Annotated in this window: 14 protein-coding genes and 1 tRNA gene; 11 read left to right on the forward strand and 4 right to left on the reverse strand. The window is 36.0% G+C overall.

What is annotated here, in order from left to right:
- Nucleotides 1-96 precede the first annotated feature (96 nt).
- From BR44_RS00460 to BR44_RS11620, 5 genes are all read left to right on the forward strand, one after another.
- Nucleotides 97-1,440, forward strand: a complete 1,344-nt coding sequence (locus BR44_RS00460) for a DEAD/DEAH box helicase (protein WP_034549635.1) — start codon at nucleotides 97-99, stop codon at nucleotides 1,438-1,440.
- A 136-nt stretch (nucleotides 1,441-1,576) separates the two neighbouring features.
- Entirely contained in the window at nucleotides 1,577-4,258 is a 2,682-nt protein-coding gene (locus tag BR44_RS00465; RefSeq protein WP_034549636.1) for a sigma-54-dependent transcriptional regulator, read from the forward strand.
- A 183-nt stretch (nucleotides 4,259-4,441) separates the two neighbouring features.
- On the forward strand, nucleotides 4,442-4,759 hold the full coding sequence (locus BR44_RS00470; protein WP_034549637.1) for a PTS sugar transporter subunit IIB: 318 nt from the start codon (nucleotides 4,442-4,444) through the stop codon (nucleotides 4,757-4,759).
- 65 nt (nucleotides 4,760-4,824) lie between these two features.
- Nucleotides 4,825-5,124: a PTS lactose/cellobiose transporter subunit IIA gene (locus BR44_RS00475; RefSeq protein WP_211249882.1), complete on the forward strand. Its 300-nt coding sequence runs from the start codon at nucleotides 4,825-4,827 to the stop codon at nucleotides 5,122-5,124.
- 167 nt (nucleotides 5,125-5,291) lie between these two features.
- On the forward strand, nucleotides 5,292-5,453 hold the full coding sequence (locus tag BR44_RS11620; RefSeq protein WP_169740180.1) for a hypothetical protein: 162 nt from the start codon (nucleotides 5,292-5,294) through the stop codon (nucleotides 5,451-5,453).
- Between the two features lie 445 nt (nucleotides 5,454-5,898).
- Here the strand turns inward: BR44_RS11620 and BR44_RS00480 are convergent.
- The 3 genes from BR44_RS00480 to BR44_RS00490 all read right to left on the reverse strand — a co-directional run bounded on the left by BR44_RS00480 (nucleotide 5,899) and on the right by BR44_RS00490 (nucleotide 8,961).
- Nucleotides 5,899-5,972 (reverse strand) — tRNA-Arg (locus tag BR44_RS00480).
- Nucleotides 5,973-6,121: 149 nt separating this feature from the next.
- Nucleotides 6,122-7,360, reverse strand: a complete 1,239-nt coding sequence (locus BR44_RS00485) for an aminopeptidase (RefSeq protein ID WP_034549641.1) — start codon at nucleotides 7,358-7,360, stop codon at nucleotides 6,122-6,124.
- Between the two features lie 575 nt (nucleotides 7,361-7,935).
- Complete coding sequence (locus tag BR44_RS00490; protein WP_034549643.1) at nucleotides 7,936-8,961, reverse strand: N(5)-(carboxyethyl)ornithine synthase; 1,026 nt, start codon at nucleotides 8,959-8,961, stop codon at nucleotides 7,936-7,938.
- Nucleotides 8,962-9,458: 497 nt separating this feature from the next.
- Between BR44_RS00490 and BR44_RS00495 the strand changes: the two genes are divergently transcribed.
- Nucleotides 9,459-10,004: a TetR/AcrR family transcriptional regulator gene (locus tag BR44_RS00495; protein ID WP_034549646.1), complete on the forward strand. Its 546-nt coding sequence runs from the start codon at nucleotides 9,459-9,461 to the stop codon at nucleotides 10,002-10,004.
- Nucleotides 10,005-10,081: 77 nt separating this feature from the next.
- On the opposite strand, the gene BR44_RS00500 is transcribed toward BR44_RS00495, so the two are convergent.
- On the reverse strand, nucleotides 10,082-10,534 hold the full coding sequence (locus tag BR44_RS00500) for a flavodoxin (RefSeq protein WP_034549648.1): 453 nt from the start codon (nucleotides 10,532-10,534) through the stop codon (nucleotides 10,082-10,084).
- A gap of 218 nt (nucleotides 10,535-10,752) precedes the next feature.
- Here BR44_RS00500 and map point away from each other — a divergent pair, with 218 nt between their 5' ends.
- The 5 genes from map (at nucleotide 10,753) to BR44_RS00525 (ending at nucleotide 16,520) form a co-directional block, all read left to right on the forward strand.
- On the forward strand, nucleotides 10,753-11,502 hold the full coding sequence (map, locus tag BR44_RS00505) for a type I methionyl aminopeptidase (protein ID WP_034549650.1): 750 nt from the start codon (nucleotides 10,753-10,755) through the stop codon (nucleotides 11,500-11,502).
- A 778-nt stretch (nucleotides 11,503-12,280) separates the two neighbouring features.
- Nucleotides 12,281-12,739, forward strand: coding sequence for a serine hydrolase (locus tag BR44_RS00510; protein ID WP_245592976.1), 459 nt, complete (start codon nucleotides 12,281-12,283; stop codon nucleotides 12,737-12,739).
- Between the two features lie 241 nt (nucleotides 12,740-12,980).
- Nucleotides 12,981-13,877 carry a YihY/virulence factor BrkB family protein gene (locus tag BR44_RS00515; RefSeq protein ID WP_034549653.1) on the forward strand — a complete coding sequence of 299 codons (897 nt, stop codon included), beginning with the start codon at nucleotides 12,981-12,983 and terminating at the stop codon, nucleotides 13,875-13,877.
- A gap of 103 nt (nucleotides 13,878-13,980) precedes the next feature.
- Nucleotides 13,981-15,093, forward strand: a complete 1,113-nt coding sequence (locus BR44_RS00520; RefSeq protein WP_084676067.1) for a glycosyltransferase family 2 protein — start codon at nucleotides 13,981-13,983, stop codon at nucleotides 15,091-15,093.
- Entirely contained in the window at nucleotides 15,090-16,520 is a 1,431-nt protein-coding gene (locus BR44_RS00525; protein ID WP_034549657.1) for a lipopolysaccharide biosynthesis protein, read from the forward strand. Before BR44_RS00520 ends, BR44_RS00525 begins: the two co-directional genes overlap by 4 nt.
- Nucleotides 16,521-16,527 lie beyond the last annotated feature (7 nt).

The following is a 16,527-nucleotide window of genomic DNA, read 5'->3' on the forward strand; positions in this document are numbered from 1 at the left end:
AATGTTGGGCGGCTTTAGCTTTGGATTGTTTTTTGGTATGATAGGTAGTGACGCGAGGATAAAGAGCGGGAATAAGGAAACGAGGAAATTATAGTGATGAATGAAAAAATAGCACCAGAGTTGCAAAACTATTGGGAAAAATTGGAGTACACGATACCATCAGCCATTCAAAATAAAGTATATGAACCAATGAAAGCCGGTCGTGATGTCGTCGGGATATCCCCTACTGGAACGGGGAAGACTGTGGCGTACACCTTGCCAGCTCTAGAACAAATTGAACCTAAGGCGGGTGTTCAATTGATCATATTGACCCCCTCACAAGAATTAGCAGTACAAGTGGCATCCGTTGTAAAAGAATGGAGTAGCCAGCTAGGTTTAGAAGTACAAACCATTATCGGTGGAGCCAATAAAGTACGACAAATCGATCGTTTGAAAAAGAAGCCTGAAATTATCGTGGGAACGACAGGACGGATACTTGAAATTGCAGAAACAAAAAAATTGAAACTGCACCAAGTTAAAACCGTTATTTTAGATGAAGCAGATCAATTGTTGCAGCAAGACCAATTAAAGACCGTTCGTCAATTAATGAGTAAAATTCCAGGAGAACGCCAAATGGGCTTTTTCTCAGCGACAAGTAACGAGTTGATGGAAGACTTGTCTAAGTGGTTCAATGTTGATCCGGAATGGATTGATGTAACCGACGAAGACGAATCCAAAGGCACGGTTTTGCATGCCTATATTGAAACACCAACACGAAAACGCGTGGAAATTATCCGCCGTTTGACCCGGATGGAAGGGTTCAAAGCCTTAGTTTTTGTTAACAATGTAGCCAATTTAACTTTAGCTTTTGAAAAGTTGCAATACGAAGGCATTTCAGTGGCTGTTTTGCATGCAGAAAAGTACAAAACAGAAAGACAACATGCGTTGCAACAATTTCGAGATGGAAAAGTTGATTTGCTGTTAACAACTGATGTGGCTTCACGAGGCCTAGATATCAGAGGTTTGCCTTATGTGATTCAATACGATTTACCCATGAACAAAGAAAGCTACATTCACCGCTCAGGTAGAACCGCGCGGATGGGTCAAGCTGGAACGGTATTAACCCTAGTAAATGACCGTGAACGTCGTGAATTCAAGAAAATTATTCAATTATTAGAAATCACGATTACGCCTTTGTATCTTTATGGTGGAGAATTAGTCAAAGAACGCCCAGAAGTAGAAGAAACACCTGGACATGAAGCAAGAACAAAAGAAAAAAGCAAAGTGAAGAAAGTAAAAATAAAAGCAAAAAAAGAAACGCATAAATCCTCAGAACCAACAAACTCTTCAGCTGCTTCACAAGATAACAGAGGAGAACAATCAGCAGTACCGAATAAAAAGAAAAAACATCGAAAGAAGCCAAACAAAAATAAAGGTGCACGTAAACCTAAAAAAGATTAAACGGTATTTACCTTTTAATTTAATAGCAATGAAAAAATGACTATAGAAATAGAAGCAAATAGAAGTAGCGGGTTGAAGTTCATCCGCTACTTTTAAACAAGTTTAACGTATCCGGTTTCAAAAGAGGAGGAGTAGGATGCTGTCGCGAAAAAAAGATATCCTAACGTATTTAGTGAAACAAACGTCACCGTTGGCAGCAAAAGAGATTGCTGAGGCATTAGAACTCGACCGTGCTAACGTCAGCCGTTATTTAAATGAATTGTATAAGGAAGCATACATTGAAAAAAAAACCGGCCGACCCGTTTTATACCAAGCTAAAGCTGTAAATCCTGCTTTGCCAGAAATAAAAGACAGTCAAGAAGCTTTTGATAAATTAGTTGGTCACAACGCGTCTTTAAAAGTCATGATCCAACAAGCCAAAGCGGCTATTTTATACCCACCTAGGGGACTGCATACGATTATTTTTGGAGAAACTGGTACAGGTAAAACGTTATTTGCTGAATGCATGTATCAATTTGCTTTGGAATCTCAAGTGCTATCTGAAGATGCGCCTTTTGTTTCTTTTAACTGTGCAGACTATGCACAAAATCCGCAATTGTTGTTTGGCCATATTTTTGGTGTGAAAAAAGGGTCTTATACAGGGGCAACCGAAGACCGGACGGGTTTGATGCATCAAGCAGATGGCGGTATTTTATTTCTTGATGAGATTCACAGACTGCCGCCAGAAGGCCAAGAAATGTTGTTTACGTTTATCGACAAAGGCGTTTACCGACCTTTAGGGGAGAGCAGTGAGACACGCACAGCAAGTGTACAAATTATCGGCGCAACCACAGAAAACTCTGAAGTGTTATTGGACACGTTTAATCGCCGCATCCCGATGACGATTACGTTGCCACCTTTAGCAGAACGAAGCATTGAAGAACGTTACGAATTAGTGGCGGCTTTTTTGCAACAAGAAGCCCAAAGACTGAATCAAAAAATTATCATCGAACGCGAAGTTTTGCTAGCTTTTATGCTTTATCCAGCCAAAGCCAATATCGGGCAAGTACAAAGAGATCTGAAACTGGTCTGTGCTAAAGCATTTTTGCATTATCGCACGCATCAAACCGACTGTTTAAAGAGCACGCAACAAGATTTGCCATTGTCTGTTCAAAAAGGACTGCTGTTAGTAAAGGAAGCACCTGAGCGACTGAACCAGTTAGTTGATCGTCACAAAACACATTTTTCTTATGTGCCTACGAGTCAGAAAACAACGATTAATGAAGATGTGGTCTCAGACATGAGTGTCTACAATGCCATTGAAGAACGTGTCGAAGAAGCGTTAAAAATGGGCTTATTAAAAGAAGTTGAGTTAGAAGGATTTATTCAAAATAATTTGCCGCATTATTTTAACGACTACCTAGAAAAGTTATCGTTATCCGACATCCATCAAGAGTTGGTTCCCTTGGATATTCGTAAAGTAACAGAGCGGCTATACGATTTTGCAGAAAAACAACTGGGCAGAACGTATCATTCAAAATCAAGGTTTGCTTTTTCATTGCATTTGCAAAGTGCGATTGAACGCATCAAAGAAAAACGGCCCATTGTACACCCAGATTTAAATAGTGTTCGTAAAAACTATTCTAAAGAATTTCAAGTGGCCATCGATTTATCGGCTATTATAGAACAACAATTCTCTATTGATATTCCATTTGATGAGATTGGCTTTATCACCATGTTCTTAACCATGGAAGCCCAAGAGCCTGAAAAAGCAACAGCGAATCAAGTGGGTGTGATGGTCATCATGCATGGCAAATCCACTGCGAGCAGTATGCTTGAAACGGTGCAAGAATTATTGGATACAAAAGTGGGGGTGGCACTCAATATGCCGCTAACTGTAAAAGTGAAAGAGATGTACGAAACAGTCAGCCAAACAATCGTAGCCAATAAAGAAATGTACCAACATGGTTTGTTGTTATTGACCGATATGGGCTCTTTAAACGCTTTTGGTGGCATGCTTGCTCAAGAGTTGGAGTTAGAAGTTCGAACGCTCTCAATGACCAGCACGTTGATTGTGTTAGAAGCGATTCGGATGGCAAGTATTGGCAGACAATTAGACGATATTTATCAAAATTGTCGGATGGCGATGAATAGTGAGATACCAACCAGTGAACCCCTTCAAGAAGACAAGATACCAGTAATTATTGTGTCTTGTTTTACTGGAGAAGGAGTAGCCAAGAGACTAGAAGCACAGTTGAAAAAAGTAATGGATACGACTAAAATTGACGTTATTCCGTTGCAATTCCTGAATATGGAATCCATTAAACAACAAATTAATCAACTGAATCCCCATTATGCGATCAAAGCTATTATTGGAACCGTCCCAATTCATTATCAAAATATTCCTTATTTTACGGCTTATGAAGCCTTTGACACTAAAAAAATGGTAGAAATAAAAAGCCAAGTAGAAGAATGGCCTTTGGATAAAATAAGCCAGACGTTAACTGGAACGTTGAAACAAGTGGGCTCTGTCAGTGAACTAGTCGCAAAGTTGCAACAAACTATTCAGCAAATAGAAGTAGAGCTTCAATTAGTTTTACCAGTGGAAGTCAAAGTAGGAATCGTCTTGCATATGGCCTTTTTGTTTGAAAGCATTAAAAGTGGCAAAGAAGGAGTATCTTTTCGAAATAGAGAAAACTATCTAAACACATACCCACTTGTCGTAAAAACCGTTCAACAGTTACTTAAGCCGTTAGAAGAAGACTATAATTTGGTCGTACCACAAGATGAACAGGCCTACCTTGTTCAAATGATTGTAGAAAATCAACTAACTGAATAATTTAGAGAGTGGAATCAAAAAAACTACACAGTTAATGATACTGTGTAGTTTTTTTGACTAGTGTGTATGGTGTCGGATTATAAGAAAGCGTTGGCAGATAACGCTTTTATCGCATTAAAAGTTGGCACGCTATTTGCATTATATAAAGTGTAGGAACAAATAAATGAGATGGAGTGATTCAAGATGGCAGAAAAAACAATTATGTTAGTGTGTTCAGCAGGAATGAGTACGAGTTTATTGGTAACTAAAATGGAAAAAGCAGCCATAGCAAGAGGAATCGACGCAGAAATTTTTGCAGTATCCGCAGCAGAAGCTGACACAAACATCGAAACAAAAAATCTTGATGTTCTATTATTAGGACCCCAAGTCCGCTTTATGAAGGCTCAATTTGAGAAGAAATTGGCTGGCAAAGATATTCCGTTAGAAGTGATTAACATGCAAGATTATGGCATGATGAACGGCGAAAATGTATTGGATCAAGCCTTAAAATTAATCAAATAAACTTAAAAGAACAAGTAGTGGAAGGAAGTTATCATTTGGAAGACCAAGGGAATATACAAGTAATTATGGGGCTTATTATTAATGGCGGAAATGCTAAAAGCGATGCCATGGAAGCCATTCATGCCGCTAAAAAAGACGACTTTGAATTAGCAGATCAAAAATTAAAAGATTCCGATAAGGCACTTATTGAAGCGCATCACTCACAAACAGCTATGCTAACATCAGAAGCATCAGGCGAAAAAATGGATATCAGTCTATTGCTTGTTCATGGACAAGACCACTTGATGAATGCCATCACATTCCGTGACATGGCAGCAGAAGTAGTAGATGTATACAAAAAAATGGCTGGCGTAACGGTCGGTTAAAAAGTAAATAAAGATAGAACCCTTTAAAAGTTAACGTTAACTTTTGAAGGGTTTTTTATGAAATAAATATTAGAATAAAATGAAATAAGAAGGCAAACAATTGACTAAGTAAGCGTTTTCCAGCACAATAGAGTAAGAGGTTAACTAAACAGGTGAGGATGAGCATCATGCTTAAAAATGGTTTGTTTATTATGGTAGTAGGATTTATTGCTCTTATTCTTGGATTAACCAACACAGATAGTTACCAACCGATTACTTTAGTTATTGGCATTATTTTGACGACTATTGGATTTATTTTGTACAACCGCGCAGAACACAAAGAAGAATGAGTTGGAAAACTAGAAACCTTTTTGCTTTAGAATAAGCGAATGGGTTTTTTTCGTTTGGTTCGCTAGTGATTGCTTTTTCTTCACTACTACTAAAAATTGCAGACAAAAATAAGATGATTACTAACCAAAACCACCATTTTTTATAAAAAGCTTTCTTAATTTTGCCTTTTACTTCTTTACCGTTTCAATTGTCTATTCTTTTATAAAAATCGACGAGTTAATGATCTTTTTTATCCAACTTGTCCAAAACAAAACTAAAATGAATAACTGGATGTCAAATGACAGTCAACTGGTCGAATTCAAGTCAAAAATGGATAAGTAGACAATCATTTAGCTTTATCTTGTCCATTTAGTCCGAGAATACATATAGAAAATGATTCGCCAAACAATAAAAACTCCTACAATTAAATGCGGGAGTTTAAGTACAAAGTCTGATTAATAGGTATGATCCTAGAGAGGTTCGAACTCCCGACCTAACGTTTAGGAAACGTTTGCTCTATCCAGCTGAGCTATAGGATCGATTCAATACGCTATTTATCTTCTCACGCTTCCAGGTATTTGTCTAGTACTATTTAAAAACAAAGAAGACTCAGAGGATTAAACCCTCTGAGTCTTCTTTATATGATATAGGAATAAAAAGAGTTTAGCACTTTATTTCGGATACTCTATTAGGCCCAGTCACCATTACGGAAAATAGGAACAGTGCTGCCATCAGCACGGATGCCATCGACATCCATTTTATTTGAACCAATCATAAAGTCCACATGAACATTAGAACGGTTCAAGCCAGCTTCTTTTAACTCGTCTTCAGACATGTCAGTTCCGCCAACTAAATTAAAGGCATAAGCGGACCCTAATGCTAAGTGGTTAGAAGCATTTTCGTCAAATAACGTGTTGAAGAAAGTGATGCCTGATTGAGAAATAGGGGAAGGATCGGGTACTAAAGCTACTTCACCTAAACGAGCAGCGCCTTCATCCGTTTGGATTAACTGTTTTAAGACATCTTCGCCTTCTCCAGCAGTAACGTCAACAACTTTACCGTCTTTGAAAGTGAATGCCATATCCATAAGAGTATTTCCAGCATAGCTTAAAGGTTTTGTACTTCTGACCACACCATCGACACGATTAGCGTCAGGAGCAGTGAAGACCTCTTCTGTAGGCATGTTAGCCATGAAACGCTCGCCACGAGTATTATCACTACCGGCACCTTCCCAACGGTGGTTAGCAGGTAAACCGACTGTTAAATCTGTTCCAGGAGCAAGATAGTGTAAAGCAGTAAATTGTTCTTTGTTTAACTCCTCTGCTTTGTCATTTAATGTGACATCTTTTTTCTCCCATGTTGCAATAGGATCAGCATCGTAAACATGAACGGCTTTAAAAATAGCGTCCCATAATGCATCTACTTGTTCACTGGATGTTTCTAGATTAGGAAAGACTTTCGCTGCCCATTTTTCACTAGCAGCTGCAGCAACAACCCAGCTAACTTTGTTGGATTGCGTCGCTTTGCGTTGTTCGCTTAACGCTTTACCATTAGCAGATTGGAAAGCAGCGATTTTTTTACTATCTAGACCAGCTAAAGCATCAGGATCAGAAGAAACTAAGCTGATACGACTAGCGCCTTTAGCAATCATCGCTAAAGATTCGTCAATTTTATATTGTGGAATATCGGTTAAGATTTCTTCTGGTGTGTGTGCCATGTGCTCGCGGTTTACCACATCATCAGCCCATTTTACGACCACTTCATCTGCACCTAAAGCATAGGCTTTTTTAGTGATTAAACGTGCCAATGGAGCTTGGTCAACAGCAGCTTGAAGAACAACCGTATGTCCTTTTTGAACATTGATCCCTGTTCTAACAATAGCTTCAGCGTATTTAGTTAAATGTTCATCAAAATTAGTTAATACCATATAATTATTTCCTCCTATGATGTTTCTTTTCACTTGTTTTAAACAAGTGGACCTGATAATCATAGCATAAGAAGCGTTTTGAAACAATTTCCTGATTCTTAAAAAATAAAAAAAATCCTGAATCAGTTAGAGCTCTTCTCAAAACCTACTACCTGTTTATTGTGATACGGGATAAGACATACCCTTGGCTGGTTCATAGTCATTCTAAAATGGGCCAGTCGGAAATAACGGTCTTGGAACTTTTAATCAAATCGGTGTTCTACCAAAAAAGAAAGAGTACAAACGCATTAATAAGGGTTTGTACTCTAAAATGCTATTTATTTAATAGAGATAAAAATACTATGAATAATCAGTATACCAAAACAGAAAAGGACAGCAGACGGTTATAATATAAATGATTGTAGTTTTAAGTAGTGCTTATGCCGTTATAGTTTGACGAGTCCAGTAAATAAAAATGAAAAATAAGGAGGGATTTTAGAATAGATTCGTTCTAATCAAGGTAATCTACGTGTGTTGTTAGCACGCCGACTGAGAGCCCAATAAAGATAAAAAGAAGTGATGGAAAAAATTTTTATTTAAAGGATTGAAGTAGAATCTTGGCTAGTGGATTCTATTAATGAATCCAACATAGGTCTATCTTGAAAATGATTGATACGTTGGTCAATGATGCAGCCATTTTCAATAATTAAAGCGGCTTCTAAAATGGTGTTAGGACGATCTTCAACCAAGTCATCAATGTACTTTGCTGTTTCATTGGAAATTGCGCTTGAAGAAGAACGATAAAAAATAGTCGGAGTGTGATCGACTGCATAGTGAACCACATCGTTTACTTCATAAATCGGTTTTGCTAGAGATGTGGGAATAGTTGATTCAATGGCACCGTTTTCGTCACAACTAACATCAATAATCATCGTACCAGGTTTAAGCTGTTTTAGATCCGTGCGATAAATAAGATGGTCTTGACGGGCAGTATCCCACAAAATCGCATTGACGATGACATCAAATCCGGGCATTTCTTTTCGGAATAGTTTTTCTTGACGGCGGTCATAGACTTTCACGTCTGCTCCTAAGCCAATCAAAATGCGTAGTGCTCCTCGTGCGGTATTGCCACGTCCGATAAGCGCAACTTTGGTATCGTAAGGCATAACGCCATTTAATTGATAAGCATGCATGACGGCTGCTTCACCGGCTAATTCATTGCTGCGCCAATAAGAATGTCGATTGTCTTCATACATGTCTTCCCAAGCATACGCAGATAGTTTATTCGCCACTAATATATCGGTTACTTCTTTACTCTGGACAGCGTGGACCCAACCAAATAGAGTTTGACCAGGCTGTAAGTTTTTTAAAAAGGTAGCGTCTCCAATTTTAGGATCGCAGATGATATCTTGCTCCAAAGCAATGTCTCTTGAAACAATCTGACAACCTAAAGCTGCATATTCAATATCAGAGATGTTTAAATCGCTTCCATAATTTTCCTCAAAAAATAAAAGCTCACGGTGTCGCAATGGTGCAATATCCTTAGGTAGTAAGGCGATCCGCTTTTCACCAGTTTTATGACTATTGACAAATCCGATAGTTTTCAATTGTCCTTTTAGCATGTTCCTAACCTCCTATGTGTGATTATCATGAATAAAAATTGTCTGACATAATACCCTATTATCTCATTAAAAGCCGCTATGTACAAATTGAACGAATTAACGCAGAATTGAATGGCTACCGGTCTAAAGAAAAAAGAATTTAGAGTACACTAAATAACAGATGAAGTAAAATACTTTTTTTTTTATGACATTAGTGATAAAATAGGTTAAGGTTGAACAGAAGGGGAAGCTGTTCAGTCAAAAAAACAATATTGTATATACAAGTTCCTGCCTTATAAAGAGGCAATAAACCATCAGGACATTCGAGTCAGACAATCGGATAATGCACAGTGAAACTAATGATTTCTAGGTCACTCACTAATTGGCGTGTCATGCTTTCTTTATATAATAATTCTTTATATAAGATAGGTCTAAAGAAACGAAGTCCAACTATAAGCAATCGCTAATAGAACTAGGGCCAATGATAACAAAAAGAAATAAAAAAGAGGTGAGCCAAAATGGCCAGAAAAAAAACGATTTTAAAATCACATATCCTTGATACAGCATATGATGTCGTGAAAACAGAAGGCTTTGAAGGATTTACAGCTAGAAATATTGCCAAAACAATGAATTGCTCAACTCAGCCAATTTATTTAGAATTTAAAAATATGGACGATTTAAAAAACGAGCTGTATTCAAGAATAAAAGAGTATTTGACTGAGACAGTTTTCAAAAATACTCGTTCAGAAGAGCCTATTTTAAATACATGTCTTAACTTCATTCACTTTGCCAAAGATGAACCCATCTTTTTCCGGGCATTATTTTTAGAAGATCACTTAGGTCCAGAACGGATGCATGATTTACCCTATGAAGCGATGTTAACTGCTTTCGAACAAGAAGCAAAGACCAAAGCGTTAAATAAAACTGAAAAAAGAAAAACGTTCGAAAAAATCTGGATTAGCGTCTATGGGACAGCAGCTCTCGCAGCACAAGACCTGATAACACTAGATGAAACCACTTTGGTTGATGATGTAGAAAAAATGATTAAAGAAACAGTTAAATAAATAGTTAAATAAACATAAACATAAACATAAAAATAACCGAAATTCCTATTATTAGGGTTTCGGTTATTTGTTTGCCTTTATAATGAATGGACCTTATCTACTAATGCTTTTGCGAAAGTTTTTAACTTTTCAACATCCTCTTTGTTGGGATCCAAGTCTACTTTAACACTTTGGGCACCTTCAATTGCTCCAACACGTTTAAATTGCTCTGTAAAGTCATCAACTGATTTGCAAAATTTTTCATAAAATGTATCGCCTGAACCATACGTCCCAAATACTTTTCCAGTCAAATCAATCTCAGCAAGTTCTTCGTAAAAATCCACAATTTCATCTGGTAGATTAGCATCATTGCCATACGTATAGGTTCCAACTAAGCAAATATCAACAGCTAAAAAGTCTTCCGGATCAGCTTGCATGCAGTCAACAACTTCAACATCGACGCCTAAATCTTCTAAGGCCTCTTCAATCACACCGGTACATTCTTCTGTATTGCCAGTTAAACTCGCAAATACAATCATTGCAGTAGCCATTACTGATTCACTTCCTTTCTGAAAACGCACTCTATTCTTTATAAAGTATACCAAAAACTAAGCCCTTTTCGCAACGCTAATTAAGTTGAATAAGAGTAAGTGAAGTCTTCTAAGAAACCTCACAAGTAAAAAAAAGAAGAAAGGTTCACTTTTTAAGATTTTAAGCTTATAATAGAATTGGCTTAAAAGGCAAAACGAAAAGAAAAGAGGAATAAGAAGTGATTACATTAAAATCAACACGAGAAATAGAGGCAATGGCAGAATCAGGTGCTCTATTAGCTAGCATTCACGAAAAACTACGTGATTTTATTAAACCAGGTGTAACAGGCACAGAAATTAACCAATTTTTCCATGACCAAATCGAAGCAGCAGGCGGAATCCCAGAACAAATTGGTTTCGAAGGATACGAATTCGCTACTTGTGTTAGTGTGAATGATGAAATTTGTCATGGTTTCCCAACAGACAAACCTTTAAAAGACAATGATTTGATTAAAGTTGATACGGTCGTTAATCTAAAAGGCGCTATGTCTGACTCATGCTGGAGTTATGTCGTAGGTGAATCAACACCAGCAATCGATCACCTAATGAAAGTAACAAAAAATGCTTTATACAAAGGAATTGAACAAGCACAAGTTGGCAACCGAATTGGCGACATTGGGTATGCTATCCAAACATATGTAGAAGGAGAAGGTCTTTCAGTCGTCCGTGAATTTATCGGCCACGGTATCGGACCTACCATGCATGAAGCACCAGCTGTACCCCATTACGGCGATGCCGGCAAAGGATTACGCCTTAAAGAAGGAATGGTCATCACCATTGAGCCCATGGTCAATACAGGCACATGGAAATCAAAAATGGACGATAATGGCTGGACAGCCCGCACAAAAGACGCCGGCCTAAGCTGCCAATTCGAACACACACTAGCCATCACAAAAGAAGGCCCAAGAATCCTCACAAAGCAAAAATAAAAGATGCTGAGAACTCTGTTCAGGCATGAAAGAAAAATAGGAAATGGCAAAGAGGATGCCTTTTATCCTCACAGCCATTTATCTTTTTTCCGAATGCCTAGAGTTCAAAGCTCAATTAGATAAGATGCTGAGAACTCTGTTCAGGCATGAAAGAAAAATAGGAAATGGCAAAGAGGATGCCTTTTATCCTCACAGCCATTTATCTTTTTTCCGAATGCCTAGAGTTCAAAGCTCAATTAGATAAGATGCTGAGAACTCTGATCAGGCATGAAAGAAAAATAGGAAATGGCAAAGAGGATGCCTTTTATCCTCACAGCCATTTATCTTTTTTCCGAATACCTAGAGTTCAAAGCTCAATTAGATAAGATGCTGAGAACTCTGATCAGGCATGAAAGAAAAATAGGAAATGGCAAAGAGGATGCCTTTTATCCTCACAGCCATTTATCTTTTTTCCGAATACCTAGAGTTCAAAGCTCAATTAAGACAAGATGCTGAGAACTCTGCCTAATTATGAAAGAAAACAGAAACTGATTAAAATCTTCGCAGTTTCAAAATAGTTAGACTAATGACTATAGCTGAAAGTTCAAAAGACATTTTAATAGAATGTCTTTTGAACTTTTTTTATATTTATCTTTAAAAATTTATTATACCTATCAATAAACAACGTTTTTAATGATAATAATTAATCCTAAAGAATAATCTATAATAAAAAAATAAGTTAAATGGAGTGACCAATATTAAGAAGAAAAGAAAAAGAAGGTTAAACAATAAAGTGAAAATGATACTTGTCATTATGTTTGCATTGTTACTAGTTGTAGTATGGAATAGTCTCTCTAAAAAGGAGGATAGCTTGCCTGAAGTAACTGAAACTAGTGTAAAAGTAAAAAAAATTCTGGAAAAAGGTATAGAATCTAAAAAAGTTATAGAAAAAGAAGAAATGGAGGGAACATTGCTATCGAAAGAGTCAACTGATTATTTTATGGGCTTACTAGATGCTCAACAATTAGTTTATGCCTTAAATACTGGGTTATCTAGCGAGGTCAACTTTGCTCATAAAACAGGTATCTTGGATGATGTGTCTCATGATGCAGGGATTATAATAGATCAAAATGGAGAAAGACATGTAGTTGTGGTTATGAGTGATGGTTGGACTAATGCGTATGGACAGGCGCTACGCCAATGTTTGTTAGAAGTGGCGAGTCAATCATGGATTATTTATCAAAACAATAAAAAATAATACAATAGAAAATCTGAAATCAGCGTAGCTAGATAGCGTTAATTTTAGATTTTTTGCTGAATAGGCTAACTTAAAAAAGAGATGAAATAAATTGTGAGATAAAAAATTAACGGTAAAGTCTTACAACATTATGTTCTTAAGCTGAAAGTTAAAAAATTATCCTTTATACGCTGGACCTTCACTAGTTTTTTTATGAAAAAATCAGTATAATAAGGAACAATAACTAAAAAGGGGTTTAAAAATGATTCAACGTACTAAAAAAAAAGCCGTCAAACAGTTTATCGGTATTCTATGGACGAAATATAAAGTAGCAGAGGTGACAAATTCAGGCGCAGTGATTGCGTATTATTTTTTATTATCATTGTTTCCATTACTGATTGTAATAGGGAACTTATTGCCATTATTAAATCTATCGCCTGAAACGGTTTATCCTTATTTAGATAGAGCTGTACCAGCATACCTAGTAGAAAATCTAAAACCCACTATGGATAAAATCTTAACATCGGGAAGCAACGGGGTTTTATCTATCGCTGCAATTGGAACTTTATGGTCTGCAAGCCGAGGGATGAATGCGATGCAAATTAGCATGAACAAAGCTTACGGTGTAGAGCCGCGTAAAAACATCATTTTTATCCGTTTAGCTTCGATTACTTTTACGGTTGCTTTGATAACAGGTTTGATTTTATTAGTAGTAGTTTTTAGTTTCGGTCAATTGATTCTGGAAGGACTCACACCCTTATTAAAATTGCCGCCTGATTTAATTGATATGTTTCTAAGTATCCGATGGCCGGTAACCATGTTTACGTTGTTTTTCTCGTTTTCATTGTTGTATTATTTTGTACCCAATGCAAAGTTGAATTTAAAATTAGTTCTACCAGGAGCGATTTTCTCAACCATTGGCTGGATTTTAATCACTCAAGCTTTTACGGTGTACGTTTCTTACTTTGCTGTAGGTACGTTGAGTTATGGTGCAATTGGGACATTGATTGTATTTATGTTGTGGCTAAACCTGCTGGGAGCATTGCTAACGGTAGGAGCACTGGTTAATGCAACAATTGTGGAATATCAACAAGGAACAATTGAGCAATCAAGTAGCCGGATAGGTAATTACGTTGAGGGGAAAATGAAAAGAAAGTAACAGGGATCAGCAAATCTCTTCTTTTTAGAGAAAACTTAATCAGAATGAAACGAAGAATAGATTATAATTATGATACAATGACTACGTTGTTTGATTCTGTAAGATGAATAAGATTATGGATAAAGGAGTTAAAGCAATGATTGATGTGTCTATCATTATGCCCATCTATAACGTTGAAAAATATTTAGAAAAAGCGATTAAAAGCGTATTGAACCAAACGCATAAAAATATTGAATTAATCTTAGTAAATGATGGTTCACCTGATCATTCAATACAAATATGTCGGCATTATGCAAAAGTAGATGAGCGAGTTTATGTGCTGAACCAAGAAAATACGGGTGCAGGTTATGCTCGTAACGCAGGTTTAGCTAAAGCTAGTGGGACTTATATCTATTTTATAGATCCAGATGATTACATCGAAACTAATTTAATTGAAGATAATTTGAAAATTGCAAAAGAAACAGGTGCTGATTTAGTAATGTTTGGTTTTTTTGAAGAAATAAGCAGCAAAGATGGAAGTTCAACTAATAGTCTCAGTACACCTAAATTGGCATCATCAGAAAGCATATTTCAGTTCAGAGAAAATTTTAGCGAGTATTATTCTTTTACACCGTATGCATTATGGAATAAATTGTATAAAAGTCAGTATTTGAAAGAGAATAACGTTCAGTTTTCGAATCAAAAAATTGGTGAAGATGCTTTATTTAATTTACAAGTATATCGTCACATAGAGAAAGTTGAAATCAATCCGAATGCGTACTACCATTATGTCTTTAGACCAGATTCAGCTGTAAATCACTATACAAAAGATCGCTTCAACCAAGAGTATAGAGTAGCTAACAGTTTTGGGAAATTGATGGAAGAGTGGGATGAAAGTTTAAAATTCCAAGAATTGATGAACAAAGAATATTGGAATGCGATTTATTTAGAATTAAAGAATCTTTCATCTAAAGAATGTACTTTGAAAAAGAAAGAAAAAATTAGCTTGATAGAAATAATGATGAACAATGAAAAGCTTGAACATGCAGTAACAGAATTAAATAGACGATCCGAGAAAAACAGATTTGTAAAAGCATTGTTATTTTTAGTTAAGAATAAGAACTATTCTTTAGCACTTAGTTTAATGAGATTACGAACCAATATGGGCAAAAAATCCCAAAACTTATTAAATATAATTAAGCGAGTTGGTTATAAAAAGGGAGTGGAAATACAGTGAACCTGATTGATGAATTTAAAAAGGGTGTACTGTATAGTGCTATAGGAAAGTATTCTAATGTTATTGTGCAACTCCTTGTTCAAGCTATTCTTTCTAGACTATTAACACCCAAAGAATACGGCGTTGTTGCAGTAGTAAATGTATTTTTAGTCTTCTTCCAGATGTTAGCTGATTTTGGGATTGGACCTGCCATTATTCAAAATAAAAAGCTGACGAAAAAAGAAATCAATAGTATCTTTGTTTTTTCTTGCTATTTAGCAGTAGTATTAGGCTTAGTTTTCATGTCTCTCGGTTACCCAATTAGTTTGTTTTATAGTGATGCGATATACATACCCATTAGTTTAGTTCTTGGCGTTTGTGTCTTCTTTTATGGGATATTAGTTGTACCGCAAAACATGCTTTTAAGAGAAAAAAACTTCATGGCTGTCAATATTGTCACAGTGATAGCAAATGTTCTTTCAGGTATTATCTCGATAGTTTTAGCGATGGCAGGTTTCAGCTATTATTCATTGATCATAAGCAACACAATAAAAGCCGCTTTTTTATTTTTTGTTTTTTATTTTAAAACAAAACTAAAAGTGAGCTTCAAACTAGATTTAGGCCCCATAAAAAAAATCTTTTCTTTTTCAAAAAATCAATTTATTTTTAACTTTATCAATTATTTTTCAGGAAATTTAGATAAGATTTTGATTGGACGTTATTTTTCAACCAGTTCATTGGCTTATTATGATAAATCTTATCAATTATCCCTTTACCCTAATCAGATTTTGACTAATGTAATCTATCCCGTTATTCAACCTATTATGTCCGACTATGAAACGAAAATGGATAAAATTAAAAATGTCTATTTATTGTTAACACGATTTCTAGGGACGATTGGATTGTCGCTTTCGATTTTTTTATTTTTTTCAGCAAAAGAAATCATTTTATTTTTATTCGGTGGACAGTGGGATGGAAGTATAGCAACATTCCAAATTCTGGCATTTTCAGTTTGGATTCAACTAATATTAACGATTACCGGAGCTATTTTTCAATCAGCTAACCGGACAGATTTGTTGCTTGTCTCGGGTGTTTTAACAGCAGTGACGAATATTACTGCAATGGTTGTTGGAATCTCTACAGGGAAAATTGAATATGTAGCTTTATTATTAGTCTTTGCGTTTACAATCAATTTTTTGCAAACGAATTATTTATTGATGTATAAAATGTTTGAGTCAAATTATGCAGAGTTTTTCAAAATCTTATTTAAACCGGCTTTAATGGCAGCTTCTCAAGCGATTATATTTTTATTGCTTCCTACACTACCATTTTCAAATTTTATCAATTTAGTGATAAAGGGAATGATTTTTGTTTTTGTATTTGGGATAGGATTGATCCTTACAGGTGAGATGAAGGTAATCAAAGAAATGATAGCAAAAAGAAAATAGTACACAT

Origin of the sequence: Carnobacterium funditum DSM 5970 (assembly GCF_000744185.1) — a bacterium.
In the GTDB taxonomy this organism is placed as follows: domain Bacteria; phylum Bacillota; class Bacilli; order Lactobacillales; family Carnobacteriaceae; genus Carnobacterium_A; species Carnobacterium_A funditum.